Raw genomic sequence first — 25,603 nt, 5'->3', positions numbered from 1 at the left:
GGGCGACAGTAACCCCGGGCCGACGATCTGTCAGTCGGTTTTTCCCCGCACACCGCTCCGGCGCCCGCCGACGGATGCCGGAGGACGCCGAAGGACACTGAGGACGCCGGAGGGCACGGCTCGGGGCGCCGGAACCGTGCTCTGCCGGTCAGGCCGGGCTCTTCGCCGCGGCCCCCGCGGCCGGTCCCTCGCCGGGGCCGGGGCCGGCCAGATGCGGGGTGCCGTCGTCGTCGAGGAACTCGACCACCGCCAGCGCCACCAGGGCCAGTACGGCGATCCAGACGGTGACGACGGCCGTGGGGTAGTTCCAGACCAGCAGGATGACGGCGGCGACCACGACCACGGTCCAGTTGAGCCACGTCTTGACCCGGTGCACCCACGCTCCGACCGCGCCGAGTTCCACCCCGGTCGCCGTCCGCACGGCACCGATACCGCCGGTCCAGGCGGCGTTGACCCGCCGGGCCGCCCGGCCGCTGCCGGTCAGCCACGCCGCAAGCGCCACGATGATGCCGAGGGTGATGACCAGACGTACCGAGGTCCGCAGATAGCGCACCAGCGTGTCGAAGACCGACGCGGCGGCCGGCTGGGAGACGTTCGCCGGGAGACCGTCGAGATAGACCGCCCGGAAGATCCACAGGGCGATGCCGAGGACGGCGGCACCGGCCGCGACCAGGAGTGCCGCGGTGACCAGGGCACGGCGTCTGCGGACGGCGAGCAGCACACCGCCGGCCGCCAGCAGCAGGGTCAGGACCGGCAGCCAGAACCCGACCAGTTCGAGGAGCCGGTAGAGCCTCTTGGCCTTGCCGATGGAGTCGGAGGTCATCACGGTGAAGTCGGTGTGCACCTGCGGGATCTTGGCGGCGACACCGAGTCCCCGGTCGACGAGGGACGTCTTGACCTGGTCGATGACGGGGGCGAGGTCGATGACGACGGCGTCGTTGGTGAGCTTCACCGCTCCGCCGCCCTTGCCCGTCAGCGCCTTGTCGACGGCGGCGTGCGCCTTGCGGTTGAGCTCGGTCCACAGGGTGGCGAACGCCTTGCTGCTGACGAACTTGAGCGCCACGGTGTGCACGAAGTCGGTGAGGCCGCTGGTGATCGGACCGCTGAGCGGCCCCAGGGCCTTGGTCAGCCGCGGCCGGTCGGCGGGGGCGACGGACTCCAGCAGCGTCTGCACGTCGACGTGCTGCATCACCGCGTCGGTCACCCGGTTGGCGACGGCGTTCTGGACGTCGGGGTCGGAGGCGAGCGGCTGCATCGTGGAGACGTACCGGTCGGTGTTCCCGATCAGATCGCTCGACCAGGCCGCGACGGCGCTCAGCGGGGTGAGCAGGGCCGCGAGGAGGACCAGGACGACCGCGAACGACGACCGGACGCGATGGTGCTCGCGTCTCGGCGCGCGCTGCTCCAGTTCGGCGACCCTGGCCCGCAGTTCGGCGATCTCGTGTGCGTCGGGGGCGCCCGCGCCGCGGCCGTTCGCGGCGCCGCTCGGGTCTCCGGTGCTCACGTCGTCTCCGGAGCGTCGCCGGTGCCCGCGGCACCGCGCGCGGGCAGACCCGCTCGCGTCCGGTCGGTCACGTCATCCATGGCCTGTCTCGTTCCGCTCGGTCCGCTTCATGGGGTGCTCCGGCACTGGGACGGCCCTTCTCCGCGGCGCCTCGCCCGGCGAGGCGCCGCGGGGAGGGACATGTCAGCGCGAGTGCGGGGCGTCGGGCCGGTACGTGGCCAGGGCCCAGATGACGAAGACGTCGATGGCCAGCAGGATGACCGACCAGATCGGCGCGTACGGCAGGAACATGAACTGGAAGAGCATGCTCAGCGAGGCCAGCACGATGCCGGTGACCCGGGCCCACTTGGCGTCCTTGAGGATCCCCCAGCCGGTGACGGCGGCGACGGCGCCGAGGATCAGCAGGATCCAGCCCCAGCCGGTGAGGTTGATGCGGTAGACGTAGTCGTTCACGCGCGCGTAGACGTCGTCCTTGGCTATCGCGGAGATGCCCTGGAGGATGTTGAGGCCGCCGTTGACCAGCATGAGGACACCCGCGAAGGTGACTCCGCCGGCCGCCCAGCCGCTGCTGCCGGTGGGCGGCGGCCCCATGCCGCCCGCGGCGGGACCCGCTCCGGACCACTGGTCTCCCCACAGCGGCATGTCTCCGCCGCTGGGCTGGGATCCCGTGCCGCCGCCGGGCGGGGGGCCCGGGGGCTTCGGAGAATCCTGGCTCATGTTCGACCACCTCGCTGCGCTGTCGGCCGCAGGCCGCCCCCGCGCCGGAAGCACCGGGGAGTTCGAGCGTCCGCCGCCGTTCCCCCGCCCGCCACGGGGGTTCCGCCGACCGGGTGACGGCCGACTGCCGTCGGGTCGGGGCGCACCCGGTCGGCTCCAGGGGAGTCACTCGACGGGAGCTGCTCGATCCGAGCCACCCGACGGGAGCCACCCGACGGGAGCTACTCGATGGTCACCGGGCTTCCGCGGCCCGTGCGGCGTTCGCCCGGTTCTCCTCCGCCACCAGATCCAGCGCGCGCCCCAGCGTCGTGAGCCGCTCGTCGAGGGTCCCGCCGGCCGGATAGAACCGGACGGTGTCGACCCCCGCCGCGCGCCAGACACGAAGCCGTGCGCGGACCATGTCCTCGGTGCCGATCAGGGTGGTGCCGAGAACCATCTCGTCGGTCACGAGCCCGGCGGCGCCGTCCCGGTCCCCTGCCTGCCAGCGCTCGTGGATCTCGGCGGCGATCTCCGCCCAACCCTGCCTGCTGTAGGCCGCGTTGTAGAAGTTGGTCGTGGCGGAGCCCATCCCGCCGAGGCTGAAGGCGAGTTCCTTCTTGCGGCCGGCGACCATGGCGCGCAGCGCGTCCTCGTCCTCCGCGAACGCCACCTCGGCGCCCTGGCAGACGTCGAGGTCGGAGCGGACACGGCCCGCCGCCGCGAGGCCCGCGTCCAGATGGTCGAAGTACGCCTCCTTGGCGCCCTCGGGCACGAAGCTGGTGCCCAGCCAGCCGTCGGCGACCTCGCCCGTCAGGTGCAGCATCTTCGGCGAGAGCGTGGCGAGATAGACGGGCAGCTCGTGCTCGGCACGGATGGACATCCGCATCGGCCGCGCCTCACCGCCCGGCAGCGGGATCGTGAACTCCCTCCCCTCGTACGAGAGTTTGTCCCCGGCGACGGCCCGCCGGACGATCTCCACGGTTTCCCGCATCCGGGACAGCGGGCGCGCGAACGGCACCCCGTGCAACCCCTCGATCACCTGGGGCCCGGACGGCCCGAGGCCGAGGAGGAAGCGCCCGCCGGAGATGTTGGAGAGCGTGATCGCGGCACGGGCGATGGCGGCCGGGGTGCGGGTCCCGAGCTGGATGATCCCGGAGCCGAGCAGCATCCGGTCGGTCCGTGCCGCCAAGTAGCCCAGCGGAGAAGGGGCTTCGGAACCCCAGGCCTCGGCGACCCAGCAGATGTCCATCCCGAGCTTCTCGGCCTCGACCACGAAGTCGACGGTCTCCCGCCAGTCGCCGGACGACGCCTCGATCGTCGTGGAGGTACGCATCACGCCTCCGCCCCTTCCGCGCTCTCGGCCAGCTTCCTGATCGCCGCGAGGGTGTCCGTCATGCTCCGCTCGAACTCCCGCAGCCGTACGAACACGATCTTCTGTTCCTTATCCGGCATCCGGTCGATCGCGAACGAGAGCCCGGAACGGCCCGGCCCCATCCGCATCCACTGGGTCAGCTCCGTACCGCCGCCGGCGCCCTCCGCCCCCTCGGCCTCCTCCAGAACGAACCGCCAGAGCGCGCTGGGCCGTTCGGGGTCCCCAACGGCCCAGGCGAACGTCCGGCAGGGCTCGCACTCCACCACGTACGAGGTGGTCTCCCACTCCCCCAGCGACTCGTGCCTGCTGCGGCCCAGGAAGCGGGCGCCGACAGCCGGCGCCGTCACCCCGTCCAGCCACTCGACCGACTGGAGCTCCCCGCTCAGGTCGGGCATCAGCCGGATGTCGGAGACGAGGTCCCACACCCGGCGCGGTGGAGCGTCGATCCGTGTCCGTGCCTCGACGGTCGGCTGGTCCGCGTAGCGCGCGCCCGTCCACTCCATCAGTCTCCGGCCTTCCTCTCGTCCCCAGGAAGCTCACCCTCCACAGGGCCCTGACCTTGAGAGTTGCGTAGATAGACTGTGGTGTCAAGGAAGACCGCTCCTGGCACGGAGGCCGGAAGCGGGAAGAACCCGAAGGGCGGCGGAATCCGCGGGGGGGGGGGGGGGGCGGACCCGAAGGGGGCGGAGGCCGAAAGGATCCGGAGGAAGAGTCGAAAGGATCCGGAACGAGAGCCGAAGAGGACGCCGGCCACCGGAAGCCGTTCCGCGGTCAGGCGGTGAAACGCCTCTGGACGTCCGGCCGTTCGGCGAGGCGGGGCGGGTAGCCGGGGCCGAGCCGCGGGTGGGTGTCATCGGCCGTCATCGGCTCGCCGCAGTCGGCGCACACGACCGCGGCCTCGCTCTCGTGCCCGCAGCGGTCGTGGTGGAAGACGACCGGCGGTCCCTGCTCACCGCTGAGCCAGCGGTTGCCCCAGCTGTTCATGGCGGCCAGCACGCCGAAGAAGTCCCGGCCCATCTCGGTGAGCACGTAGTCGTACCGCACCGGGTCCGTCTGGTAGGCCCGCTTCTCCATGAGTCCCTCGTCGACCAGGCGGCGGAGCCGGTCGGTGAGGGTGTTGCGCGCGATGCCGAGCTCCTGCTGGAACGCGTCGAAGCGCTTGATCCCGTAGAACGCCTCGCGCAGCACGAGGGGCGTCCACCAGTCGCCCAGCAGGTCCATCGTGCGTGCGATGGAACAGGGCCAGTCCGCAAATGATGTCCGCCTCACGAGCCCAGCATACGAGGGTCTCGAAAACGGACCCAGCAGCTCGGCGCAGAGCCGACGCCGTAGGGCGGCGGTCGGTACAGTGGTTGTCATGAGCACCGGGGGGAGCTTGCCCGAGCGGCCGTCAAAGGACGCGACCGCCGTGCCGTACGGGCGGCGGGAGGCCAGGACCTGTGTCGTGGTCGCCTCCGTCTCGCTGGGCGTCGCCGCCGCCGGACTGACCGGTGCGGCGCTGGTGGACGGTGCCGCGGCCCGGTGGACGCTCGTCGTCGGCGGTGGTCTCGTCGCGCTCTTCGGCGTCCTGATGCTGATCGCGGCGGTGGTCGAACTGGAGGACCGGTTCGTCTTCGACGCCACCGGGTGGTGGTGGTTCGGCTCCGCAGGGGACACGCTGCTGACCTGGGACTCGCTGGCCGGGGTGTGCGTCCACTCCACCGGTGACGCCGCTGTCGTCGGCGGCACCGCGACGCTCGAACTGTTCCCTCACGGGGACCTCGACCGCGATCACCCCCTGCTGTGGCGCTACGTACGAGACGCCACCCCGCCGGTAGAGGGCCTCCCGCGGCTGCGGTACCGCATCGAGCTCACCCGGATGGTCAACGTGACCACGGACGTCGAACAGGCCTGCTCCCGCTGGGCTCCGCCCGGCCTCTGGCACGGCAACATCTGGCAGCCCAAGGGGTACAAGGGGCGCCCGGACCACGGCGGGCACCGGCGCAGGATGCGGGAGCGGGAGCGGGCTCAGGCACTGACCCCGGCCGGGCCCGAGGACGACGCCCCGCGGGACGGCACCGTACCGCCGGAGGACGCCGTACCGCCCGGTCCGCCGCGGCAGGAACGCTCCGGCCGCTGACGGACGGTGTCGTGCCCGGCGCCTCAAGAGGCGCCGGGCACGACAAACATCACAAGCGGGTCCGCGGGACGTCAGCCGGCGGCGGCCGTCACGTCCGACGAATAGACCAGCGCGACACGGTGGTTGTACTGGATGGTGTACATCTGCTTGGCGCCGGTGACGACCGCTCCGGAGGTGAAGTAGTCGTCGGTGTGGGCGGGCGGCCGGGTGGCGACGTACGACTGCCCGGCGGGGACGGTGTAGTAGCTGATCGGCGCCTGCGTCGAGGGCGAGAGGCCCGCGGGGTACTCGGCCCGGTCGGGGTAGCTCGAACCGTAGACCGCCACCGGCGTGGTGCCCGCGGCGGAGACCAGCGTCACGTCGTGCGCGGGCGTGGTGTTGACCCCGCCGGGGTTGTAGAACCACACCATGGAGCCGCTGTACCAGATGGCGGTCCAGTCGCCGTCGACGCCGGCCACCACGAACTGCTGCCCCGCCTGCGCGGTGGATCCCCAGTCGCTGATGCGGTCGGTGCCGGCCGCGCCCTTGTGCACGGCCTGGTCGCCGAAGAGCGGGGCCGTGTCGCTGGGATCGGTGCGCAGGAACACGAAGTTGGAGGACTGCTGCTGCTCGGTGCACGCCGTGGTGGCACCGGTGGGGTCGTCGCCGGGGCAGATCTGCACGGTCTGCTGGTTGTCGGTGAACCCGGGGGTGATCGTCACCGCCGACCCGACCGGCCCGACGCCGTGCTCGCCCGTCGCCGGAACGCCGAGCAGGCTCATCAGGTGCTCCCAGTCCCAGGACGTACCCGGGTCCCAGTGCATGCCGGAGACGAGACTGGAGCTGGGACCGGCGACGTTGTCGTGGCCGATGATGTGCTCACGGTCCAGCGGAATGCCGAAGCGGTCGGAGAGATACCGCACCAGGGACGCCGTGGCCTCGTACTGCGCCTCGGTGTACCAGGTGCCCCCGTGCGCGGCGTAGCCCTCGTGCTCGATGCCGATGGAGTGCAGGTTCGTCGAGTAGTTCCCGGCGTGGAAGGCGATGTCCTTGGTGGGCACCATCTGCGTGACCGCGCCGTCCGAGGACCGCATCACATAGTGCGCGGAGCTGCCGCCCGCGTTCTGGAACGTCGCGATGGCCGCGTCGTACGACGACTCGGTGTCGTGGATGACGATCGTGTCGATCCTGATGCCGTTGGCCGGACGGTTGGAGACCTGGCCGTTGGACGAGGCCGCGGGCACGAAGGTGCACGACACCTCCGGCGGGCACTCGGTCGCCGTCGTCGCCGCGACCCCGGCGAGGGAGAGCTTGCTCAACTGGCCCGTCGCGACACGTACGTTGTCGTCGGCGCCCAGCGACACCCGCTGACCGTCCTGCGTCACCCGCGTGGCACCGGACCTGACGGTGGCGAAGACGCGGTCGGCGAACGCGGCTGCGCTCCGCTTCTGCGCCGAGCCGCTGTAGCGGGCCACGGCCCCGTACCACTGTCCCGCGTCCGTGGACCGGCCGCCGGACAGGGCCTTCTGATAGGACGCCAGCAGCGCGGCCCCGCCCGCGATGTTCGCCGCGGGGTCGTCACGCAGTGCGGCAGGGCTCAGACCGGTGAGCTTCGCCGCGGCCCGCAGCGTGTGCAGGGCGGGATCCTCCGCCCGGTCCGCGAGATCGGCCCGCCCCACGGCCCCGGCCGGACCGCCGGCCAGCATGGCGGGGGTGACCTCGGTGAGATGCATCGGCCCGTAGCCACCGCTGGTGCTCATCTGCCCGGAGTGGGCGTCCCACGCCGACTCCTGATACGCCAGGGCCAGCAACACCCGTACGGGTACGTGGTACTTGGCGGCGGCAACGGCGAACGCGTGCTGCCGCGCACCGGCCCCCGCCGCGGCGCCGGTTCCCGCCCGCACGGCACTGTCGGCCTGAGCGGCGGCCGGCACCAGCACGGCCAGACCCCCCGCGGCCAGCGCACCCGCAGCAGCTAACCCGACCAGCCGCCTCCGGACCACACGGCCCGCCGTTCTCTTCGTCTTCACGTGTTTCGCTACTCCCGGGCGAATGGGAAGAAATCAATGTCCGGCCGTACGCCGGAACCATTGACACTTCGACAGGGAAATCAGGGAATTCCGGAGATCTCCGCACAGCGGAAACCCCCGAGAGAGTTCTGCCCGCCCAAGGTACGCGGCGCTTCACGGCGCTCCGCACCCGGCAGGCACCTTTACCGGTGAGACAACTCACAGCGACAGAACACATTTTGACATCACGTCAATAAAACGTCACAGCGCTCCCGCGGTGGCCGGCAAGAGCCGAGGCCAAATCGGCCGTGCAGTGGAGTGGCCCGAGATGCGTATACGGCACGTTCGGGGCGCGCGAACGACGTGCACGGCCCGGCGACCGATCAGGGACTCCAACCGCTCGGTTCAGACCTTTTCGGCCGCCACCCGAGGATGTTCAGCGGTGAGCTTCGCGACGTCCTCCACGCCGGAGGTCAGGATCGTCACGCGCCCCGGGTGTGCCCCGGACGGCGGCCCGCCCATCCTTGATCGCAGAGACCCCGACACGCGCGTCACCGTCCTGGTTGCTATCGGGTAAGTCCGCGACGACGACCCCGATGCCCCTGTCGCGGGACCCGCACCCTCCGGAGCTCAGTCGGCCACCTGAAGCGTGGCAACCAGGCACAGGACGCGTGGGCATGGACGGCCAAACCGCCATACGTCAAGAGCCTGTTGTCCCTTCCTGACGGGATCTCAGGTGGTGTCACCGCATGTCCCACGGATAGCGTTGGTTTACTCGCGCAACCCCCACCTCAACAGGAGTCCCAAGTGAACCGCCCTGCCCGGCTCGTCGTAGTCGCGCTCACCGCATCCACGGCCCTGCTGCTGACCGCCTGCGGCTCCGGAGGGGGCGACGAATCGTCCTCGGACAAGATCAAGGGCGCGGACGCCGGCCAAGAGAAGGCCTCAGCGAGCGCGAGCGCTTCCGCTCCGGCGGGGCAGGACGTCGCCGGGCGGCCGAAGATCACGCTCTCCAAGGAGTTCCAGGCGAACTTCGAAGGCTGGACGAACAGCGATCCGAAGCTCCAGGCGATCCTGAACGACGGCCGGGAGGAACTGAGGTCGGAGTACGCCGCGGTCATCGAGGGGGATCTGAATTCCGACGCCGTGGCGTTCTACAACTCGGATGCGACCTTGGCCACAGCCCACAAGTGGATCAAGCAGTTCGTCGACGACGACGAGAGTCTGATCGGCAGCGTCAGAGCCTTCGACCCCCGGGTCCACATCAACGACACCGGCTCGGGCGTGCTCTTCTATTGCGTCGACGAACGCAAGGCGTCCACGAAGAACCGCAGGACCGCGAAGATCACCACCACCGCCGACAAGCCCGAGAACGTGATCCAGTACCGCAACCGACTGGACAAGAACCCCCAAGGCGTCTGGAAGACCACGTCCTCGACGGTGGTTCCGGGAGCCTGCGGCTGATGAGCTTCGCAGCCAAGACGTGCACGTTGCTGGCCACGTCGGTCTACGCGGTGGTCCTCTCCTCAACAGCGGCTTACGGCGCCATCGGGGATCAGGACAACAAGCCCCCTTCCTCGACACCTTCCGGCGGCGCATCCGGCAACACGCTGAATGCCAAAGCCACCGCCACCCAGATCAAGGTCACGCAGGTCAGCGGCGCCTCAGGCACCACGCCCAAGGCCCTCGCTCCCGTGGACCCCAACTGGAAGCCCCCGGCTTGCTGGTACGAACCGGTGGCCACGCCGCAGGCGCTCAAGGCGGCGGTGGACCGCCTCAAGAAGAACCCCGACACGGACCTGGTGCCCGTCACACCGACCCTCAGTTGGGGCGAGGACCTGATGGTGGACCACTACGAGAAGGGCAAGGCGGAGTCCGGCAGCGGGGACGGCTACGAGACAGGGCCGACGACCCCGCGTCGTACGACTGCGAGGACACCCTGTTCTGGCAGAACGCCAGGACGCTCCCCGCCAACAAGCACGCCCCTACCCCTGACGTTCTCGCCGCCTACGCCTACAACAGGATCAAGGTTCCGAAGACGGAGATCGAGGCGAAGCCGGCCACCAGGTCCACGGTGAACCTGCCGACCTGGGTGTGGCTGGACAGGGGCACCTTCAAAGAGGTCAAGGTCCGCGCCGAACTCGCGGCCGCGGGAGTGTGGGCGGAGACGACGGCGAAGCCGGTCGCCCTCCACCTGAACCCGGGCACGGGCGACGCCGAGACGTACCCCGCATCCGGTGACTGCACGATCGACGACGACGGCTCCATCGGTACCCCGTACGCCAAGGGTGACGCCGGCAAGGCCCCGCAGTGCGGCATCACCTACCGGCGCGCCACGGACGGGAAGCCTTACCGGCTGAGCGCGTCCATCACCTGGCGGATCTCCTGGCAGGGCAGCGGCGGCGCGAAGGGGGACCTGCCGGACGGCACGTTCGAGACCACCCAGGACATGGACGTCCAGGAGATCCAGTCCGTCAACCGCTAGACCAACTGCACGGGGGGAAGACTTCGGTGACGAGTGGTCGTACGGGATCAAGCAGATCAAGAAGTTCTCCGGTGCGGCGGTCAAAGAGCTCGACACGATGAAGCGGGCATTCGAGCATCTCGATGACAAGCTCGAGGCGGAGCTGCGGAAGTCACGGGAGAACTGCGCGTGAGCGACCTGTTCGCCTGGCCCTCTCCCACGCAGACCTCACCGCTGAAAGACTGTTTCCCCGCGGTGGGATTCGTGCCCTGCCCGGGTGAGCCCCACGCGGCCGGGCACGTGGCGGGCATCGTGCAGCGCACCGCCAAGGCGTTGACCGAGATATCCGATGTACTGCACGGCACGGGCGAGGGGGACTGGAAGGGCCGCCACGCCGAAGCGTTCCGGGAGCAGTTCGACGACGACTTCCTGCCCAAGGTCGACAAGGCGAAAAGGTCGTTCGGCAAGGCCGCGACGGCACTGAAGGACTGGGCCGACGCGATGCCGGAGTGGCAGCGCGATGCGGAGGTCCTGGAGACGCAGGCGCAGGACGCCCAGGACGCACTGCACGCGGCGAAGAAGAAGCTCGCCGGGCTGCCGCCCCGACCTCCGCTCGGCCTGCCGCCGGCGGACGACGCCGAGGCGCGCAAGCAGGAGAGGGCCGAGAAGGACAGATCCGCGGCGGAGTTGGCGGCGAGCACGGCCGAGTCGGACCTCGATCGAATACGGGCCCAGGCGCGCAAACTCGCCGACGACTACGACGTGGACGGCCGAGCCGTCGCGAGGCGCCTCGACAAGGCGATGAACATCGCACCGAACGAGCCCGGCCCGCTCCACAGACTGGGGGATGCCCTCCTCGACATCGGCAAGGCGCTGAACGGGCTCGACGAGATCGTCGCCCAGGCCGTCGACGCGGTGGTCGCCGACGCCGTCAAGTGGCTCGCGGAGCACGCCAACTCCATCGCGGCCCTCGGCGACTCCGTGGTCTCCAACCGGACACTGGCCCAGGACGCCCTGGGCGTGCTGCCGTTCGGCGGCGCCTTCAGGGGCGTCTCGAGGGTCGTCGCCGCCAGCCGCGCCGCGGACGCGGCCGCCAACTTCGGCCTGGTGGACACGGTCGCCGCCTTCATCGCGGACCCGACCGCACTGGGATACTTCGCTCCCAAGAACGACCGGCAGACCATCGAGGCCGCACTGCCGGGCGGCGATCTGCTCGTGGCGTTCGAGAACGCCTGAGAGACCGGCAGTGAGAAGGACAGAGCAGCCAGGCAGGGGAAGCGAGCCGCACGATGAAAGACCCAGAGATACTGTCCCGCTTCGACGGGCGAGGCCGGGCCGAGTTCCTTCTCGGCGGTCTCGAAGGCAGACACTCCGACAGGATCACGGCGATCGGCTTCGAGTCCGGCTACGACCTCCAGGCGACTGAGATGCCGAGCAACAGCACCATCCGGCTGGTCTTCGTCCGAAACGACTCCCCGCCGGCTCGGCAACGTGCTCAGCAGACTCAGGAACGGCTGCGCGCGGGAGGCCCACTCCTGCCGACGTGGGACGCTCCCGCCGCGCGGCCGGGCACGACCCGGCCCGTCACGGCCGAAGAGATGGCCTCGGCTCGCCGGGGTGTCACCGCCTACGAAACGAACGGCGCAAAGCGTTTTGCCTTCTTCGTCGCGCTGCTCAGCCTCGGGTGCTTCGTCGTCGCGGGGGTACTGCGTGACCGGCCGGGCGCGGCGCTCGCCGTGCTGGTGGTCTTCGCCGTCCCTCTGGCGGCGATCGCCACGTTGATCCCCCGGTGGATGAAGCGCTGGTACGAGAAGAACCGGCGGCTGGTGGATCTGTACGACCAGCAGCGGGCCGGCCGGATCGGGCCCCCGCCGCCCGGCCCCCGCCACCCCGGCGAAGGGCGCTGACGGTGATGCGGATCGACTTCTCCGTACCCGCCGAGTTCGAGGAAGTGCCGTTGGGGATGGACTTCGACGCAGCCTGCGCCGAGGTCAACGCCCGCTGCGCGTACGGCTCTTCGAGAGCCGGGACGGACGAACAGCCGCTGACGGAGATGGCGCGGGCACTGCAGCGGATCTCGCGGTTCCTCGGCGACAGCGGAGTGGTGTACGCCGCCAACTGCCTGCACTCTTTCGAGGGTGAGGTCTCCTTGGGCTCGCTCGCCGTATCGGTCGTCGCCGCTGCGAAGCCTCCGGTTCACCGAGGACGGTCAGCCCGGCGCGGGCACCGAGATCATCCCGTTCGCGAAGTCCGCGAACGCTGCGGAGCAGTCGGCCGGCGCGTAGAGGCCATGGGGGCGACACAAAAGCAGCAGCGCCTCTCCAAGGGTCAACGAGGTGTGGAATGAACTTGGCAACGGAGAAACGGGCATGAGCGGTGCTATCGATGACGAGCCGCGGGAAGAGGCGTACGTGTTACCCGTCCCGCTCGCGGTCGGCATCGGCTGCTACGTGCTCGCGGCGATCGCGGGGCTGTTCCTCCTGGCGGACGACTTCGGTCCTGCCCTGTTGGTGCCCCTGTGGATCGTGCACGGCGTGCTGCTCATCCTGCTGATCCGGAAGCTGGGCGCCACGGAGTCCAGCACGTACGCGGCCTTGTTCATCGTGGTCACCTCGCTGATGTCCGTGTACGTCGCCACCATGGCACGCGACAATCTCACGCTGCAGCAGCGCGGGGAGAAGGTCACGGCCACCGTCGTGAAGAAATGGCTCGACCCGGCCCAAGGGCGCAAGAACCGCGACTACAACTACACGTTGGAACATCAGGACGGCACCAAGGTGCCGGGACCGGCCATGAAGACACCGTCCGACCGCTACGGCATCGGCCAGAAAGTCACCGTGCTTGAGGACCCCCTGGGCGAACTCCGCCCGCAGACACCGGGCCAGGCGAATGCCACGGGCGAGTCGCTCGGATCGGGGGCACTCGCGCTTGCCGCACTCGGCGCCGTCGGCTGGATGACCTGGCGGGGCTCCGACGCCGCGAGACGGCGAGACCGTGGAAAGCCATCGGCCGGCATGCGCAAGGCGTACAAGGCCGTCACCGGCAACCACACCACGAGGGAGGAGCAGGAGGAGAAACTCCGCGAAGCCCTCCGCACGTACCCCGCCGACCGCCGTGGTTACGTCAAGGTCCAGCCCGAGGACTACCCCGACCTGCCGCAGCAACGGGCCGCGCGGATCGCCTGGGAGATGGGCCTCCGTGCGGAGGCCATGGGCAACCGGGGTTCGTGGCGCTTCAAGGAGACCGTGATCGAGGAAGTCCCGCACGACTGAGCCGGCATCCGAGAAGCCATGAGCCACTAACCCTCGGGCGGCAATCCGCTCGTCGCATTCGAGAACGCCTGGAACGGCGGCGCCAAGAGGGACGGAACAGCCGGGCAGGGGAAGTGAGCCGCACGATGAGAGACCCGGCCGGGTCGTGCCTGGCTGCGCGGCGGGAGCGTCCCACGTCGGCAGGAGTGGGCCACAGGTGGCGGACCGGCCGGGGACGGCGCGGATCCCCCTGCCTCAGCGACGCCGCCGGGCCGGGCTCAGTTCGAAGTCGCCGTAGCTGTTGTCGACCGGGTTGACCGTGACGCCGGGGGCGACGATCTCGTCGATGGCGTCCAGTACTTCGGGCGACAGCGTGACCTCGGCGGCGGGCAGGAACGCCTCCAGTTGTTCCATGGTGCGCGGGCCGATGATCGCCGAGGTGACGCCGGGGTGGTTGACGACGAAGGCGACGGCCAGCTCGATGAGCGTGAGGCTCGACTTCTCGGCCAGGACCGCGAGTTGTTCGACCGCGTCGAGCTTGCGCTGGTTGGCCGGGGTGCTCATGTCGAACCTGGCCCGCGGGCGGGCGGCCGAGGCGGGGCCCTCGAAGGCGCTCTTCCGGTAACGGCCGGAGAGCCAGCCGCCGGAGAGCGGGCTGTAGGTCAGGGTGCCCATGCCGTGGCGGCGCGCGGTGGGGAGCACGTCCTCCTCGATGCCGCGGACCAGGATCGAGTACGGCGGCTGCTCGGTGACGAAGCGTTCGAGGTGGCGCTCCCGAGAGACCCACTGGGCCTCGACGATCTGGGAACCTGAGTAGGACGAGGACCCGAGGTAGCGGATCTTGCCCTGGTGCACGAGGTCGGAGAGGGCGCCGAGGGTCTCGGCGACGTCCGTGTCCGGGCTCGGCCGGTGGACCTGGTAGAGGTCGATGTGGTCGGTGCCCAGGCGGCGCAGGGAGTTCTCGACTTCGCGGATGACCCAACGCCGGGAGCCGCCGCGCTGGTTGGGGTCGTCCTGGTCCATCGGCATGAAGAACTTGGTCGCCAGGAACACGTCGTCGCGGCGGCCCTTCAGCGCCTTGCCCACGATCTCCTCCGAGACGCCCGCGGAGTACACGTCCGCGGTGTCGACGAAGTTGATGCCCGCGTCGAGGGCGCGGTGGATGATCCGGACCGAGTCGGTCTCGTCCTCGTTGCCCCAGGGGCCGAACATCATCGCGCCCAGGCAGAGCGGGCTGACCTGGACGCCGGTGCGGCCAAGCGGTCGGTACTGCATGAAGGTGTTCTCCTCGGTCGTGTGGCGGTCCGCCGGGCCTCGGTCCGGCGTGAGACGGTCGGTGCGGTGGTCAGGACGGGGGCAGGTCGTGTGCGGCGGGGACGACCGTGCCGGTGCCGGCCCAGCCGGCGAGCAGGACCAGGGCCTCCCGTTCCCGCGAATCGGGTTCGGGTGTGTAGAAGTTGAGGCGCAGCCCGGGGTCGGCCGGCAGGTCCATCGCCTCGTAGGGCAACGCGAGATCACCGACCAGCGGATGGCGCAGCTTCTTGACGCCGGAGCGGTGGAACTTGACGTCGTGACGGGCCCAGCGGCGGGCGAACTCCTCGCTCTTGGTGGTCAGTTCGCCGACCAGATCGGTGAGCGCCCGGTCGTGGGGCGCCCGGCCCGTCTCGGTACGGAGGAAGGCGACCGAGTCGTTCGCGCCCTTGTCCCAGTCGGTCCAGAACTCCTGGCCGGCGGGGTCGAGGAACATGAAGCGGGCGGTGTTGACCGGGCCGCGCCGGGCGAACAGGGGCGAGTCGAAGACGGGTGAGTACAGCGCGCGTCCCAGCGCGTTGGCGGCCAGGATGTCGAAGCGGGCGTTGCGTACGTAGGCCGGCACCTCGGTCATCGAGTCGAGCAGCCGCAGGATGGTGGGCCGCACCCGCGACGCGGTCACCGTGGCACGCCGTCCCGACGGTGTCGCCGCGCGGGCCAGGTCGTAGAGGTGGGTGCGTTCGGCCTCGTCGAGCTGCAGCGCGTGCGCGAGGGCTTCGAGCACCGAGTCCGAGGCGCCGGCCAGGTTCCCGCGCTCCAGCCGGATGTAGTAGTCCACGCTCACGCCGGCGAGCAGGGCGACCTCCTCGCGGCGCAGCCCGGCGACGCGGCGGTTGCCTCCGTAGACGGGCAGTCCCGCCTGCTGCGGCGTGATCCGGGCCCGCCGCGTGCTCAGGAACTCGCGGACCTCGGCGGCCAGGGCCTTCCTGTCACTGTCGGCCATGCTCGGACCCGGGAGCTTCCACTGTGGGAACAAAGGCGGACATACGATGGATCCTCCTGATCGTCCTGATTCCGGGGCCGGTCCCCTCACCGTAGATCCGTCGGCGGGTGCCTGCGAGGTACTGCCATTACCTGGAAGAGCAGTGACTCCCACCCGGGCGCCGCGACGCGGTTGTCTGGGAGGACAGAAGCCCCGGCCGGCCACGACGGGGGCCGCGATCCTGCTCGTTCCGGCGCTCGGCACTCCGGCACTCGGCGGTCCAACGCTCGGCGCCCCGGGCCCCGGACGTTCCGGCCGTCGTGACCCTCATCGTGCCCGTCGCCCCGGAACCCCGTACCGAAAGGCCCACCCGATGCACACCCTCACCCTCAACAACGGCGTCGAGATGCCCGCGCTCGGACTGGGTGTCTTCCAGACCCCGCCGGACGAGACCCGGGCCGCCGTCACGGCCGCGCTGGACCTCGGCTACCGGCACCTCGACACGGCCGCCGCCTACGGCAACGAGCGCGAGGTCGGACAGGCCATCGCCGGCTCCCCCGTACCCCGCGACGAGATCTTCGTCGAGACGAAGATCTGGATCAGCGACTACGGCTACGACGAGACCCTGCACGGCTTCGACAAGAGCGCCGCCAAGCTCGGCGTGGACCGGATCGACCTGCTGATCCTGCACCAGGCCCTCCCGTCGGAGTTCGACAGGACCCTCGCCGCCTACCGCGCCCTGGAGCGGCTGCTGGCCGACGGCAGGGTACGGGCCATCGGCGTCAGCAACTTCATGGTCGGCCACCTGACCGCGCTGCTGGACTCGACCGGCGTCGTCCCCGCCGTCAACCAGCTGGAGATCCACCCCTACTTCCAGCAGCGCGCGGTCCTCGACTTCGACGACGAGCACGGCATCCTCAACCAGGCGTGGTCCCCGATCGGCGGCATCACCTTCTACCCGGGGTACGGCGAACACCGCAGGAGCGTCCTGGAGGACCCCGTCGTCACCGGCGTCGCCGAGGCGCACGGCAAGAGCCCGGCCCAGGTACTGCTGCGCTGGGGCCTCCAGCACGGCCGCTCGGTGATCCCCAAGTCGACCAGGCGCCACCGCATCGCCGAGAACATCGACGTCTTCGACTTCGAGCTGACCGCGGACGAGCTGGCGGCCCTCGACGCCCTGGAGACCGGCCGCCGCGGCGGTCCCGAGCCGGAGAAGGTCACCCTCGCGGACTTCGGCCGCACCATCCCCGAGGCCTGAGACGCCCGCAGCCCACCCCGGCCCCGGCGACGTCCGCCCCCACCATCCCCACCAGCCCCCTGATCCCCCTCATCTCCCTGATCCCCCTGCGAGGAGCACCGACCATGCGAGCCACCCTGATGTACGGGGCCGAGGACGTACGCGTCGAGGACGTCGCCGACCCGAAGATCCAGCGGCCCATCGACGCGGTGGTCCGTATCGTCCTGTCCTGCGTGTGCGGCAGCGACCTGTGGCCCTACAAGTCCCTCGCGCCCACCGACACCCCACGTCACATGGGCCACGAGTTCCTCGGCGTCGTCGAGGAGACCGGTTCCGAGGTACGCACCCTCAAGCCCGGAGACGTGGTCGTCGCCCCGTTCGTGTGGTCCGACAACACCTGCGCGTACTGCCGTGAGGGACTCCAGACCTCCTGCCCGCACGGCGGCCAGTGGGGCGTGAACGGTGTCGACGGCGGCCAGGGGCAGGCCGCTCGTGTCCCCTGGGCGGACGGGACCCTGGTGAAGGTGCCGGTCGAGGAGGACTCCGAACTGCTGCCGGACCTGTTGACCCTGTCCGACGTGCTCTGCACCGGCTACCACGCCGCCCGCACCGCCGGTGTCCGCTCCGGCGACACCGTCACCGTCATCGGGGACGGCGCGGTCGGACTTTCCGCCGTGATCTCGGCCCGGCTGCTGGGCGCCGAGCGGATCGTCCTCATGGGCCGCCACGAGGCACGAACCGATCTCGGCCGCGCGTTCGGCGCCACCGACGTGGTCGCCGAGCGCGGCGAGGAGGGCATCGCCCGGGTCCGCGAGCTGACCGGCGGCGAGGGCACCCGCAGGGTGCTCGAATGCGTCGGCCTGAAGGACGCCCTCGTCCAGAGCTTCGGCGTCGTCCGCGACGGCGGAACGATCAGCAGGGTCGGCGCACCGCAGTACCCCGAGGTGCCGTTCGGATTCGGCGACTTCCTGCGGAACATCACCCTCACCGGCGGTGTCGCCCCCGCCCGCGCCTACATCGAGGAACTCATGCCGCACATCCTCGACGGCTCGATCCGTCCCGGCCTGGTCTTCGACCGCACTCTCGGCCTGGAGGAGATCGGCGAGGGATACCGGGCCATGAACGACCGCGAAGCCCTCAAGGTCCTCGTCCGCCCCTGACCCGCCGCGGACTCCCGGCCCACGCACCCCCGCCACGCCCTGAACACCCGCGCCGGTCCCCGCCTCCCCCTGTCCCGGAGCGCCGACCGGCCCCCAGCACCCGTACGAACGAGCACAAGGAGCACCCGTGGAATTCGTCGAACCGCAGCCCACCGGCAAAGGCCCCGAGCAGTGGTTCCACGGAGAGGTCTGGTTCGACGTGATCCACGCCGGCCAGGAGCCCTCCCGTCTGCGCGCCAACATGGTCCGCTTCGCGCCCGGCGCTCGCACGGCCTGGCATCACCATGCCGTCGGCCAGACCCTTCACGTCGTCTCCGGCGTCGCCCTGATCGGCACCCGCGACGGCACCGTCCACGAGGCCCGCCCCGGCGAGACCGTGACCTGCGCTCCGGGAGAGGAGCACTGGCACGGCGCCGCCGAGGACACCTTCATGCAGCACCTCGCCCTCTGGGAGGGCACAGGACCCGACGACGACCGCCCCGAGACCACCTGGCTCGAACACGTCACCGCCGAGGACTACGGCGCCGCCCGCACGCGCAGCCGCTGAACGAGATGCTCCTGGTCGGTGGGGCGGTGCTCTGACGCGCTCGGTGCGGGCGCATGGCCGCGCATGACGGGGGGGGGTGCGGGCGCTTGGCCTCGCACCACGGAGTGCGATCAGGCACGTACGACGGGCAGTGCCGTCAGGCCGCGCATGACCCTGGCCGGCCGCCAGGCGAGTTCCTCGGCGGGCTTCGCCAGCCGCACGGCGCCCAGGCGCCGCAGCAGCAGGGGGAAGGCGATGGCGCCTTCGAGGCGGGCCAAGGCGGCGCCGATGCAGAAGTGGGGGCCGTGGCCGAAGGCGAGGTGGTCGTTGGGCGTCCGGGTCACGTCGAGCCGGTCCGCGTCCGGGAAACGGGTCTCGTCCCGGTTGGCGGAGCCGATCAGGAGGCTGACGATGTCCCCCTCACGGATCCGCCGCCCGTGCAGCACGATCGGCTCCGCGGCGCACCGGAAGGTCGCGTCCCGCACCGGGGAGTCGTAGCGCAGCAGTTCCTCGACCGCGGTGGCCACCGTCCCGGGGCCGGCGCCCGGTGCGGTGAGCCGGGCGGCCTGGACGGGGTCGCGGAGCAGGGCCAGCATGCCGTTGCCGATGAGGTTCATGCTGGTGTCGTGGCCGACCAGGAGCAGCAGATAGGCGGTGGAGCGCAGTTCCGCCTCGCTCATCGCCCCGCTGTCGTCGCCGGCGCGCACGAGCGCGCCCAGCAGGTCCGCCGCGCTGTCGGCGCCCCCGCTGCGTTTGCGGGCGATCAGGGTGTCCAGCAGAACGTGCAGGTCGCCCTCCACCCGCGCCGGGTCCCGTCCCGGAGCGGGGCTGATGGTCGCCATGAGGGTGTCGCGGGTCGCCTGGTCGTCCAGTTCCCGGGGGACCCCGAGGATCGTGCAGATCATCCGGAACGTCAGCGGAGCCGCGAAGTCCGCGATCACGTCCACGTGGGCGTGCTCCTCGACCCCGTCGAGCAGCCGGTTCGCGGTGTCCGCGATCACGGGTTCCAGTCGCGCGATCCGGCGGGGCACGAACGCCGCGTTCACCAGGGCACGCAGCCGGGTGTGGTCCGGGGGGTCGGCATGGACCACGTGCCGGTTGAGTCCGGCGGGGCCCGGGACATAGCCGGGCACCCGGCCGGGGTCCTTGCTCAGCCGACGGTCGGTCAGCAGCGCCCGGACATCGTCGTAACGGGAGATCTGCCACACCGTCGGCCGTCCCGGGCGGCGGTCCGCGTGAGCGGGCGCGTACCGGCGCAGCCAGGCGAAGTAGGGGTACGGGTCCTGCACCCGCGCGGCGAGCAGTTCAGGGGGAGGTGACGGCAGAGCGGGATCGGGCACTGCAGCTCCGGGCTTGAGAGCCGACGCGGACAGCGCACCAACGATCACCGACGCCCCGAGGATGCGCGGGCCACCCCGTTCGGCGCCACAGGACGAGCCGGCCCCCGCCCGCTCTCCCACCGCACGGGCGACCCGGCCGGCACCCGGGCCCGCCGCGGGGCCCCAGCCCGACGGGCACGCCGACCCGACGGGCACGCCGACCCGATGGCCACACACCCCGACGGTCGCTCGCCGGACGGGCGTCACGGTCGTCGTCCCAGCCCAGGGATGTCGCCCGCACCGCCCCCAACGCCCGCACCTCACCGCCCCGCACCTCACCCGCACGAGCGGACCCGCAGGTCAGGCGTCCTTCTTCAGCGGCTCCAGAATCGCCACGCACTCCACGTGATGCGTCATCGGGAACAGGTCGAACGCCCGCAGGGTCCGCACCTTGTAGCCGCCGTCGCGGAAGTACGCCAGGTCGCGGGCGAGGGCCGCCGGGTCGCAGGCCACGTAGGCGATCTTTCGCGCGCCCAGGGACGACAGGTGCTCGACCGTCTTCTTGCCGGCTCCCGCGCGGGGCGGGTCGAGGACGATGATGTCGACCTCGGTGATGCCGGTGCGCGGGAGGACCGCCTCGACCTTGCCCTGTTCGATGCGGACGCGGTCGAAGCCGGCGAGGTTGTGGCGGGCGTCCTCCACCGCGCGCTTGCCGGACTCGATGCCGAGGACCGCGCCCTGGTCGCCGAGGCGGTCCGCGAGGGCGCCGGCGAAGAGACCGACGCCGCAGTAGAGGTCCAGGGCCATGTCGCCCTTGCGGGGCAGCAGGCCCTGCATGACCGCCTTGACGAGGGTGTCGGCGGCCATCGGGTGGACCTGCCAGAAGCCGCCGCTGCCGACCCGGTGGGTGCGGCCGTCGGCGCGCTCGCGCACGAACGCGCGGCCGTGGACGCGGTGGATGCCGCCGTCCTGTTCGGCGACCCGCATCACGGAGACCGGCTTGTCGAGCTCGACCAGCGGGAGGCGGGCGCCGGGGCGGGGCTCCAGGATCACCATGCGGTCCTGGGAGCCGGTCGCGGCGATCGCCTCGACGGCCTCCATGCCGGACCAGTCGCGCTCCTCGATGCCGAGCTCGGTGACACCCGGGGCGGCGATCATGCAGCGCTCGATGGGCTCGACCTCGTGCGAGCGGTGGCGGCGCAGTCCGGCGTTGCCGTCCGGGTCGACGGCGTACTGGACGCGGGTGCGCCACTGCGGCACCTCGCCCGCGGGCAGCTTGTCGCCCTCGGCGGGCATCACCGTGCCGTCCCAGCCGGCCTCCTCGGGGGTGAGGCCCGCGAGGCGCAGCAGCTGCTCGGCGATGACCTCGCCCTTGAGGCGGCGCTGGGCGCCGGGCTTGGCGTGCTGCCAGTCGCAGCCTCCGCAGCGGCCGGGGCCGGCGTACGGGCAGGGCGCCTCGACGCGGTCCTTGGAGGCGTCGATGATCCGCACGGCGTCGGCGCGCAGGAACCGCGCGCCCTCCTCGCCCTCGGTCACCCGGGCGACGACCCGCTCGCCGGGCAGGGCGTGCCGGACGAAGAGGACCTGGCCCTCGTCGGTACGGGCGATGCAGTGCCCGCCGTGCGCGACGGGGCCGATCTCGACCTCGTACTCGTCCCCCACCAGCGACTTCTTCGGTTCTGCCTGCATGGTGGGGTGACTCCAGTTGAGAGGGGGGAAACGGCCGGACTGCACGGCCGGACAACAGCCGTCCAGTCTACGTGCTCACGGCGCCGCTTCCCGCCCCCCGTCGGGTCGGCGCGCTCGCGGAGCGCGCCTCCCGTCCCGTCAGCTCTTCTCGCTGGGCTCCTTGGGCCGCTCGTGGGCCGGTCCGCGGCGCACCGCGCCCGGGGCGTTCCAGTCCTGCCGCTTGCGGGCGCGCAGCTTGGCGGCCTCGGACGACTCGAGCTGGTACGGCACGGAGGTGACCATGACGCCCGGGGTGAACAGCAGGCGGCCCTTGAGGCGCAGGGCGCTCTGGTTGTGCAGCAGGTGCTCGTACCAGTGGCCGACGACGTACTCGGGGATGATCACGGAGACCGCGTCGCGCGGCGACTCCTTGCGCAGGCCCTTGACGTACTCGATGACCGGCCGGGTGATCTCGCGGTAGGGCGAGTCGAGGACCTTCAGCGGTACGTCGATGCCGCGGCGCTCCCACTCGTCGCGCAGGGTCTTGGTCTCGGCCGGGTCCACGTTGACGCTGAGGGCTTCGAGGGTGTCGGAGCGCAGCAGCTTGGCGTAGGCGAGGGCGCGCAGCGCCGGCCGGTGGATCTTGGAGACCAGGACGACGGAGTGGACGCGTGAGGGGCGGACGCTGTCGTCGGTCGGTCCCTCGGGCGCGGCGAGCTCTTCCGCGACGCGGTCGTAGTGCTTACGGATCGCGGTCATCGTCGCGTAGAAGATCACCATGCCGAGCAGGGCGACCCAGGCGCCGTGGGTGAACTTGGTGACCAGGACGACGACCAGGACCAGGCCGGTGAAGAAGGCACCGAAGGCGTTGATCGCGCGGGAGCGGATCATGTGGGTGCGCTTGGCCGGGTCGGTCTCGCTCGCGAGGTGGCGGTTCCAGTGGCGGACCATGCCGGTCTGGCTGAGAGTGAAGGAGACGAAGACGCCGACGATGTAGAGCTGGATCAGGCGGGTCGAGTCGGCCCCGTAGATGATGACGAGCAGGCTCGCGGCGCCGGCCAGGAGGACGATGCCGTTCGAGAAGGCGAGGCGGTCGCCGCGGGTGTGGAGCTGGCGCGGCAGGTAGCGGTCCTGGGCGAGGATCGAGCCGAGCAGCGGGAAGCCGTTGTACGCGGTGTTCGCGGCCAGGAACAGGACGAGGGCGGTGGCGGCGGCCAGCAGGATGAACAGGAAGCTGCCCTTGCCGAACACGGCCTCGGCGACCTGGGAGATCACCGGGTTCTGGACGTAGTCGGGGCCGATCGGCACACCGTTGTGGATCAGGTCCGTGGCGGGGTTCTCCGCCATGCGGACCTTGGTGCTCATGGCCAGGGCGATGATGCCGCAGAACATGGTGACGGCGAGCAGGCCCATGGCCGCCAGCGTGGTCGCGGCGTTCTTCGACTTCGGCTTGCGGAACGCGGGGACGCCGTTGGAGATCGCCTCGACGCCGGTGAGCGCCGCACAGCCGGAGGAGAAGGCGCGCAGCAGCAGGAAGACGAGGGCGAAGCCCGCGAGTCCCTGGTGCTCGGCCTTGATGTGGTAGTCGGCGGTCGGCGCGTGCATGGTGTCGCCGAGCACGAGGCCGCGGAACGCACCCCAGGCGATCATGATGAAGACGCCCGCGACGAACACGTACGTCGGGATCGCGAAGAGCTTTCCGGACTCCTTGACCCCGCGCAGGTTCATCAGCGTGAGCAGCACGATGACGGCCACCGCGCAGAAGACCTTGTGCTCCACCACGAAGGGCACCGCCGAACCGAGGTTCTCGATGCCGGAGGCGATGGAGACGGCGACGGTGAGGACGTAGTCGACGAGCAGGGCGCTGGCGACGGTGAGTCCGGCCCGCGGACCGAGGTTGGTGGTGGCGACCTCGTAGTCGCCGCCGCCGCTCGGGTAGGCGTGCACGTTCTGGCGGTAGGAGGCGACCACCGTGAACATCAGCACGACGACCGCGACCGCGATCCAGGGGCTGAAGTGGTAGGCCGACACGCCCGCGATGGAAAGAACCAGCAGTACTTCTCCGGGCGCGTACGCCACGGAGGAGAGCGGGTCGGATGCGAAGACGGGGAGGGCGATGCGCTTCGGCAGAAGCGTTTCCCCCAGCCGGTCGCTGCGCAGTGCACGCCCGATGAGGATCCGCTTGGGCACGTCGGTCAGTTTGGACACAACAGGGAATCGTAAGGGTTCGAACTGGCTGTCGCCCACCCGCGGTCCCTCTTCGGTCCGTCATCTGCTCTCCGGGTGAAAACCGGGCGGGCTCCGGCTGCGGATTCCGCAGCCCCGGGGATCGGCGTGTCTATATGACAAAACCGCGCCCGCCGCCCGCCCTGGAGGACCCATGCACCTGACCCCCGAGATCATCGGCGCGGCCGTCACCCTGGCCGGCCTCGGAATCCTGACCCTCGCGAGTGTTCGCAGCATCACACGGCGCTGAGCCGCCCCCGCGCCGGGCGCCGTTCACCGCCGTTCCCCGAACGCTCCGCGAAAAAGGCACAGGCGAACCCGCGCAACGATGCCCCCGGCCGACCGTGCGTGTGTAGCTTGGGCGGCGGTCTGAGACCCTGTTTAGCCTGAGCCGTAACCATTCATGCGGAAGGACGGTCGTGCACATCGTCATCATGGGCTGCGGAAGAGTGGGTTCCGCTCTTGCCCAGAACCTGGAGCAACAGGGGCACACGGTCGCCGTGATCGACCAGGACCCCACCGCCTTTAGGCGGCTGGGCTCCGGGTTCGGCGGCCGCCGTGTCACCGGAGTCGGCTTCGACCAGGACACCCTGCGCGAGGCGGGCATCGAGGAGGCCGGCGCGTTCGCGGCGGTCTCCAGCGGTGACAACTCGAACATCATCGCCGCCCGCGTGGCCCGCGAGATGTTCGGCATCGAGAACGTCGCCGCCCGCATCTACGACCCGCGCCGAGCCGAGGTCTACCAGCGACTCGGCATCCCGACCGTCGCCACCGTCCGCTGGACGGCCGACCAGATGCTCCGCCGGCTGCTGCCCTCGGGCGCCGAGCCGCTGTGGCGCGACCCCACGGGCGGTGTGCAGCTCGCCGAGGTGCACACCTCCGTCGCATGGGTGGGCCACAAGATCAGCCGCCTCCAGGACGAGACGGGCGTACGCGTCGCCTTCCTCACCCGGCTGGGTGAGGCGGTTCTGCCCACCTCGCAGACGGTGCTGCAAGAGGGCGACCTGGTGCACGTGATGATGCGCACCGACGAGGTGGACAAGGTCGAGGCGGCGTTCGCCAAGGGTCCTGAAGAAGGGGCGGGGCACTGATGAGAGTCGCCATTGCCGGTGCCGGTGCCGTGGGCCGCTCGATCGCGGGCGAACTGCTGGAGAACGGCCACGAGATCCTGCTGATCGACAAGGCGCCGACGGCCATCTCGGTCGAGCGCGTCCCCCAGGCGGAGTGGCTGCTCGCCGACGCCTGTGAGATCACCTCCCTGGACGAGGCGGCGCTCCAGCGCTGCAACGTGGTCATCGCGGCCACCGGTGACGACAAGGTCAACCTCGTGGTCTCGCTCCTCGCGAAGACCGAGTACGGGGTCCCGCGCGTCGTCGCCCGCGTGAACAACCCGAAGAACGAGTGGCTGTTCAACGAGTCCTGGGGCGTGGACGTCGCCGTCTCCACCCCGCGCCTGATGTCGGCGCTCGTGGAGGAGGCCGTGAGCGTCGGCGACCTGGTGCGGCTGCTGCGCTTCAGCCACGGCGACGCCAACCTCGTCGAGCTGACCCTGCCGCCGGAGTCCGCCCTGGCCGGCACCACGGTCGGTGACGTCGCCTGGCCGGAGGACACCTCGCTGGTGACCATCATCCGCGGCACCCGCGTCCTGACCCCTTCCCGGGACGACTCCCTGGAGGCGGGCGACGAGCTCCTGTTCGTGGCCGCCCAGGCCCGCGAGGAACAGCTCGAGGAACTGCTGTCGGTGCGCCGCGACCCGAGCACCACGAAGTAGCCGTTCCCTCCCGTCGGCAGCACCACCGCCGACGGGAACGGTGTCCGCGCCGTTGTACGACGAAGGGGG

Annotated in this window: 22 protein-coding genes and 1 pseudogene; 12 read left to right on the top strand and 11 right to left on the bottom strand. The window is 70.7% G+C overall.

Annotated elements, in window-relative coordinates:
* Positions 1-148: 148 nt before the first annotated feature.
* The 5 genes from ACFWI4_RS29430 to ACFWI4_RS29410 all read right to left on the bottom strand — a co-directional run bounded on the left by ACFWI4_RS29430 (position 149) and on the right by ACFWI4_RS29410 (position 4,841).
* Positions 149-1,504, bottom strand: a complete 1,356-nt coding sequence (locus ACFWI4_RS29430; protein ID WP_387202201.1) for a hypothetical protein — start codon at positions 1,502-1,504, stop codon at positions 149-151.
* 183 nt (positions 1,505-1,687) lie between these two features.
* On the bottom strand, positions 1,688-2,221 hold the full coding sequence (locus ACFWI4_RS29425) for a hypothetical protein (RefSeq protein ID WP_387202198.1): 534 nt from the start codon (positions 2,219-2,221) through the stop codon (positions 1,688-1,690).
* 232 nt (positions 2,222-2,453) lie between these two features.
* Positions 2,454-3,533, bottom strand: a complete 1,080-nt coding sequence (locus ACFWI4_RS29420) for an LLM class flavin-dependent oxidoreductase (RefSeq protein WP_387202195.1) — start codon at positions 3,531-3,533, stop codon at positions 2,454-2,456.
* Positions 3,533-4,075, bottom strand: a complete 543-nt coding sequence (locus tag ACFWI4_RS29415; RefSeq protein WP_387202191.1) for an SRPBCC family protein — start codon at positions 4,073-4,075, stop codon at positions 3,533-3,535. The genes ACFWI4_RS29420 and ACFWI4_RS29415 overlap by 1 nt, the downstream gene beginning before the upstream one ends.
* Positions 4,076-4,343: 268 nt before the next feature.
* On the bottom strand, positions 4,344-4,841 hold the full coding sequence (locus ACFWI4_RS29410) for a winged helix-turn-helix transcriptional regulator (RefSeq protein WP_387202188.1): 498 nt from the start codon (positions 4,839-4,841) through the stop codon (positions 4,344-4,346).
* An 88-nt stretch (positions 4,842-4,929) separates the two neighbouring features.
* Between ACFWI4_RS29410 and ACFWI4_RS29405 the strand changes: the two genes are divergently transcribed.
* Entirely contained in the window at positions 4,930-5,691 is a 762-nt protein-coding gene (locus tag ACFWI4_RS29405; RefSeq protein WP_387202185.1) for a hypothetical protein, read from the top strand.
* Positions 5,692-5,762: 71 nt separating this feature from the next.
* Here the strand turns inward: ACFWI4_RS29405 and ACFWI4_RS29400 are convergent, their stop codons facing one another.
* Positions 5,763-7,616 (bottom strand): N-acetylmuramoyl-L-alanine amidase, encoded by a 1,854-nt coding sequence (locus tag ACFWI4_RS29400; protein WP_387202289.1) that lies wholly within the window; start codon positions 7,614-7,616, stop codon positions 5,763-5,765.
* Positions 7,617-8,486: 870 nt separating this feature from the next.
* Here ACFWI4_RS29400 and ACFWI4_RS29395 point away from each other — a divergent pair.
* The 6 genes and pseudogenes from ACFWI4_RS29395 (at position 8,487) to ACFWI4_RS29370 (ending at position 13,415) form a co-directional block, all read left to right on the top strand.
* Positions 8,487-9,143, top strand: a complete 657-nt coding sequence (locus tag ACFWI4_RS29395; RefSeq protein WP_387202182.1) for a hypothetical protein — start codon at positions 8,487-8,489, stop codon at positions 9,141-9,143.
* Positions 9,143-10,164 (top strand): annotated as a pseudogene (locus ACFWI4_RS29390) (hypothetical protein). The gene ACFWI4_RS29395 and the pseudogene ACFWI4_RS29390 overlap by 1 nt, the downstream one beginning before the upstream one ends.
* Before the next feature lie 168 nt (positions 10,165-10,332).
* A complete protein-coding gene (locus ACFWI4_RS29385) occupies positions 10,333-11,379 on the top strand; it encodes a hypothetical protein (RefSeq protein ID WP_387202179.1) in 1,047 nt (348 codons plus the stop codon).
* 53 nt (positions 11,380-11,432) lie between these two features.
* Positions 11,433-12,050: a hypothetical protein gene (locus ACFWI4_RS29380; protein ID WP_387202176.1), complete on the top strand. Its 618-nt coding sequence runs from the start codon at positions 11,433-11,435 to the stop codon at positions 12,048-12,050.
* Positions 12,051-12,055: 5 nt separating this feature from the next.
* Positions 12,056-12,490: a hypothetical protein gene (locus ACFWI4_RS29375; RefSeq protein WP_387202173.1), complete on the top strand. Its 435-nt coding sequence runs from the start codon at positions 12,056-12,058 to the stop codon at positions 12,488-12,490.
* A gap of 22 nt (positions 12,491-12,512) precedes the next feature.
* The gene (locus ACFWI4_RS29370) at positions 12,513-13,415 is read left to right on the top strand and encodes a hypothetical protein (protein ID WP_387202170.1); all 903 of its coding nucleotides are present in this window, start codon (positions 12,513-12,515) and stop codon (positions 13,413-13,415) included.
* A gap of 234 nt (positions 13,416-13,649) precedes the next feature.
* Here the strand turns inward: ACFWI4_RS29370 and ACFWI4_RS29365 are convergent, their stop codons facing one another.
* Both ACFWI4_RS29365 and ACFWI4_RS29360 read right to left on the bottom strand, forming a co-directional pair.
* A complete protein-coding gene (locus tag ACFWI4_RS29365) occupies positions 13,650-14,669 on the bottom strand; it encodes an aldo/keto reductase (RefSeq protein ID WP_387202167.1) in 1,020 nt (339 codons plus the stop codon).
* A gap of 70 nt (positions 14,670-14,739) precedes the next feature.
* Positions 14,740-15,648, bottom strand: coding sequence for a helix-turn-helix domain-containing protein (locus ACFWI4_RS29360; RefSeq protein WP_387202164.1), 909 nt, complete (start codon positions 15,646-15,648; stop codon positions 14,740-14,742).
* A gap of 352 nt (positions 15,649-16,000) precedes the next feature.
* Here ACFWI4_RS29360 and ACFWI4_RS29355 point away from each other — a divergent pair, with 352 nt between their 5' ends.
* The 3 genes from ACFWI4_RS29355 to ACFWI4_RS29345 all read left to right on the top strand — a co-directional run bounded on the left by ACFWI4_RS29355 (position 16,001) and on the right by ACFWI4_RS29345 (position 18,571).
* Entirely contained in the window at positions 16,001-16,885 is an 885-nt protein-coding gene (locus tag ACFWI4_RS29355; protein WP_387202161.1) for an aldo/keto reductase, read from the top strand.
* A gap of 104 nt (positions 16,886-16,989) precedes the next feature.
* The gene (locus ACFWI4_RS29350; protein ID WP_387202158.1) at positions 16,990-18,024 is read left to right on the top strand and encodes a zinc-dependent alcohol dehydrogenase family protein; all 1,035 of its coding nucleotides are present in this window, start codon (positions 16,990-16,992) and stop codon (positions 18,022-18,024) included.
* Positions 18,025-18,151: 127 nt separating this feature from the next.
* Entirely contained in the window at positions 18,152-18,571 is a 420-nt protein-coding gene (locus ACFWI4_RS29345; protein ID WP_387202155.1) for a cupin domain-containing protein, read from the top strand.
* 110 nt (positions 18,572-18,681) lie between these two features.
* Here ACFWI4_RS29345 and ACFWI4_RS29340 read toward each other — a convergent pair whose 3' ends face one another.
* The 3 genes from ACFWI4_RS29340 to ACFWI4_RS29330 form a co-directional block, all read right to left on the bottom strand.
* On the bottom strand, positions 18,682-19,890 hold the full coding sequence (locus ACFWI4_RS29340; protein WP_387202152.1) for a cytochrome P450: 1,209 nt from the start codon (positions 19,888-19,890) through the stop codon (positions 18,682-18,684).
* Positions 19,891-20,229: 339 nt separating this feature from the next.
* On the bottom strand, positions 20,230-21,558 hold the full coding sequence (locus ACFWI4_RS29335) for a class I SAM-dependent RNA methyltransferase (RefSeq protein ID WP_387202149.1): 1,329 nt from the start codon (positions 21,556-21,558) through the stop codon (positions 20,230-20,232).
* A gap of 138 nt (positions 21,559-21,696) precedes the next feature.
* Positions 21,697-23,745 (bottom strand): APC family permease, encoded by a 2,049-nt coding sequence (locus tag ACFWI4_RS29330; protein ID WP_387202146.1) that lies wholly within the window; start codon positions 23,743-23,745, stop codon positions 21,697-21,699.
* Positions 23,746-24,182: 437 nt separating this feature from the next.
* Between ACFWI4_RS29330 and ACFWI4_RS29325 the strand changes: the two genes are divergently transcribed.
* Together ACFWI4_RS29325 and ACFWI4_RS29320 are read left to right on the top strand one after the other, a co-directional pair.
* Entirely contained in the window at positions 24,183-24,854 is a 672-nt protein-coding gene (locus tag ACFWI4_RS29325; protein WP_385403146.1) for a potassium channel family protein, read from the top strand.
* Positions 24,854-25,534 carry a potassium channel family protein gene (locus tag ACFWI4_RS29320; protein ID WP_385403149.1) on the top strand — a complete coding sequence of 227 codons (681 nt, stop codon included), beginning with the start codon at positions 24,854-24,856 and terminating at the stop codon, positions 25,532-25,534. The genes ACFWI4_RS29325 and ACFWI4_RS29320 overlap by 1 nt, the downstream gene beginning before the upstream one ends.
* Positions 25,535-25,603 lie beyond the last annotated feature (69 nt).

Source organism: Streptomyces sp. NPDC127038 (assembly GCF_042725875.1).
Lineage (GTDB): Bacteria > Actinomycetota > Actinomycetes > Streptomycetales > Streptomycetaceae > Streptomyces.
This window is presented reverse-complemented; position numbering and strand designations above follow the sequence as displayed.

Excerpts from the sequence above, each read along its gene's own strand:
- ACFWI4_RS29425 (WP_387202198.1), bottom strand. The coding sequence starts at position 2,221 with ATGAGCCAGGATTCTCCGAAGCCCCCGGGCCCCCCGCCCGGCGGCGGC.
- ACFWI4_RS29420 (WP_387202195.1), bottom strand. The coding sequence starts at position 3,533 with ATGCGTACCTCCACGACGATCGAGGCGTCGTCCGGCGACTGGCGGGAG.
- ACFWI4_RS29415 (WP_387202191.1), bottom strand. The coding sequence starts at position 4,075 with ATGGAGTGGACGGGCGCGCGCTACGCGGACCAGCCGACCGTCGAGGCA.
- ACFWI4_RS29405 (WP_387202185.1), top strand. The coding sequence starts at position 4,930 with ATGAGCACCGGGGGGAGCTTGCCCGAGCGGCCGTCAAAGGACGCGACC.
- ACFWI4_RS29380 (WP_387202176.1), top strand. The coding sequence starts at position 11,433 with ATGAAAGACCCAGAGATACTGTCCCGCTTCGACGGGCGAGGCCGGGCC.
- ACFWI4_RS29375 (WP_387202173.1), top strand. The coding sequence starts at position 12,056 with ATGCGGATCGACTTCTCCGTACCCGCCGAGTTCGAGGAAGTGCCGTTG.
- ACFWI4_RS29370 (WP_387202170.1), top strand. The coding sequence starts at position 12,513 with ATGAGCGGTGCTATCGATGACGAGCCGCGGGAAGAGGCGTACGTGTTA.
- ACFWI4_RS29365 (WP_387202167.1), bottom strand. The coding sequence starts at position 14,669 with ATGCAGTACCGACCGCTTGGCCGCACCGGCGTCCAGGTCAGCCCGCTC.
- ACFWI4_RS29360 (WP_387202164.1), bottom strand. The coding sequence starts at position 15,648 with ATGGCCGACAGTGACAGGAAGGCCCTGGCCGCCGAGGTCCGCGAGTTC.
- ACFWI4_RS29355 (WP_387202161.1), top strand. The coding sequence starts at position 16,001 with ATGCACACCCTCACCCTCAACAACGGCGTCGAGATGCCCGCGCTCGGA.
- ACFWI4_RS29350 (WP_387202158.1), top strand. The coding sequence starts at position 16,990 with ATGCGAGCCACCCTGATGTACGGGGCCGAGGACGTACGCGTCGAGGAC.
- ACFWI4_RS29335 (WP_387202149.1), bottom strand. The coding sequence starts at position 21,558 with ATGCAGGCAGAACCGAAGAAGTCGCTGGTGGGGGACGAGTACGAGGTC.
- ACFWI4_RS29320 (WP_385403149.1), top strand. The coding sequence starts at position 24,854 with ATGAGAGTCGCCATTGCCGGTGCCGGTGCCGTGGGCCGCTCGATCGCG.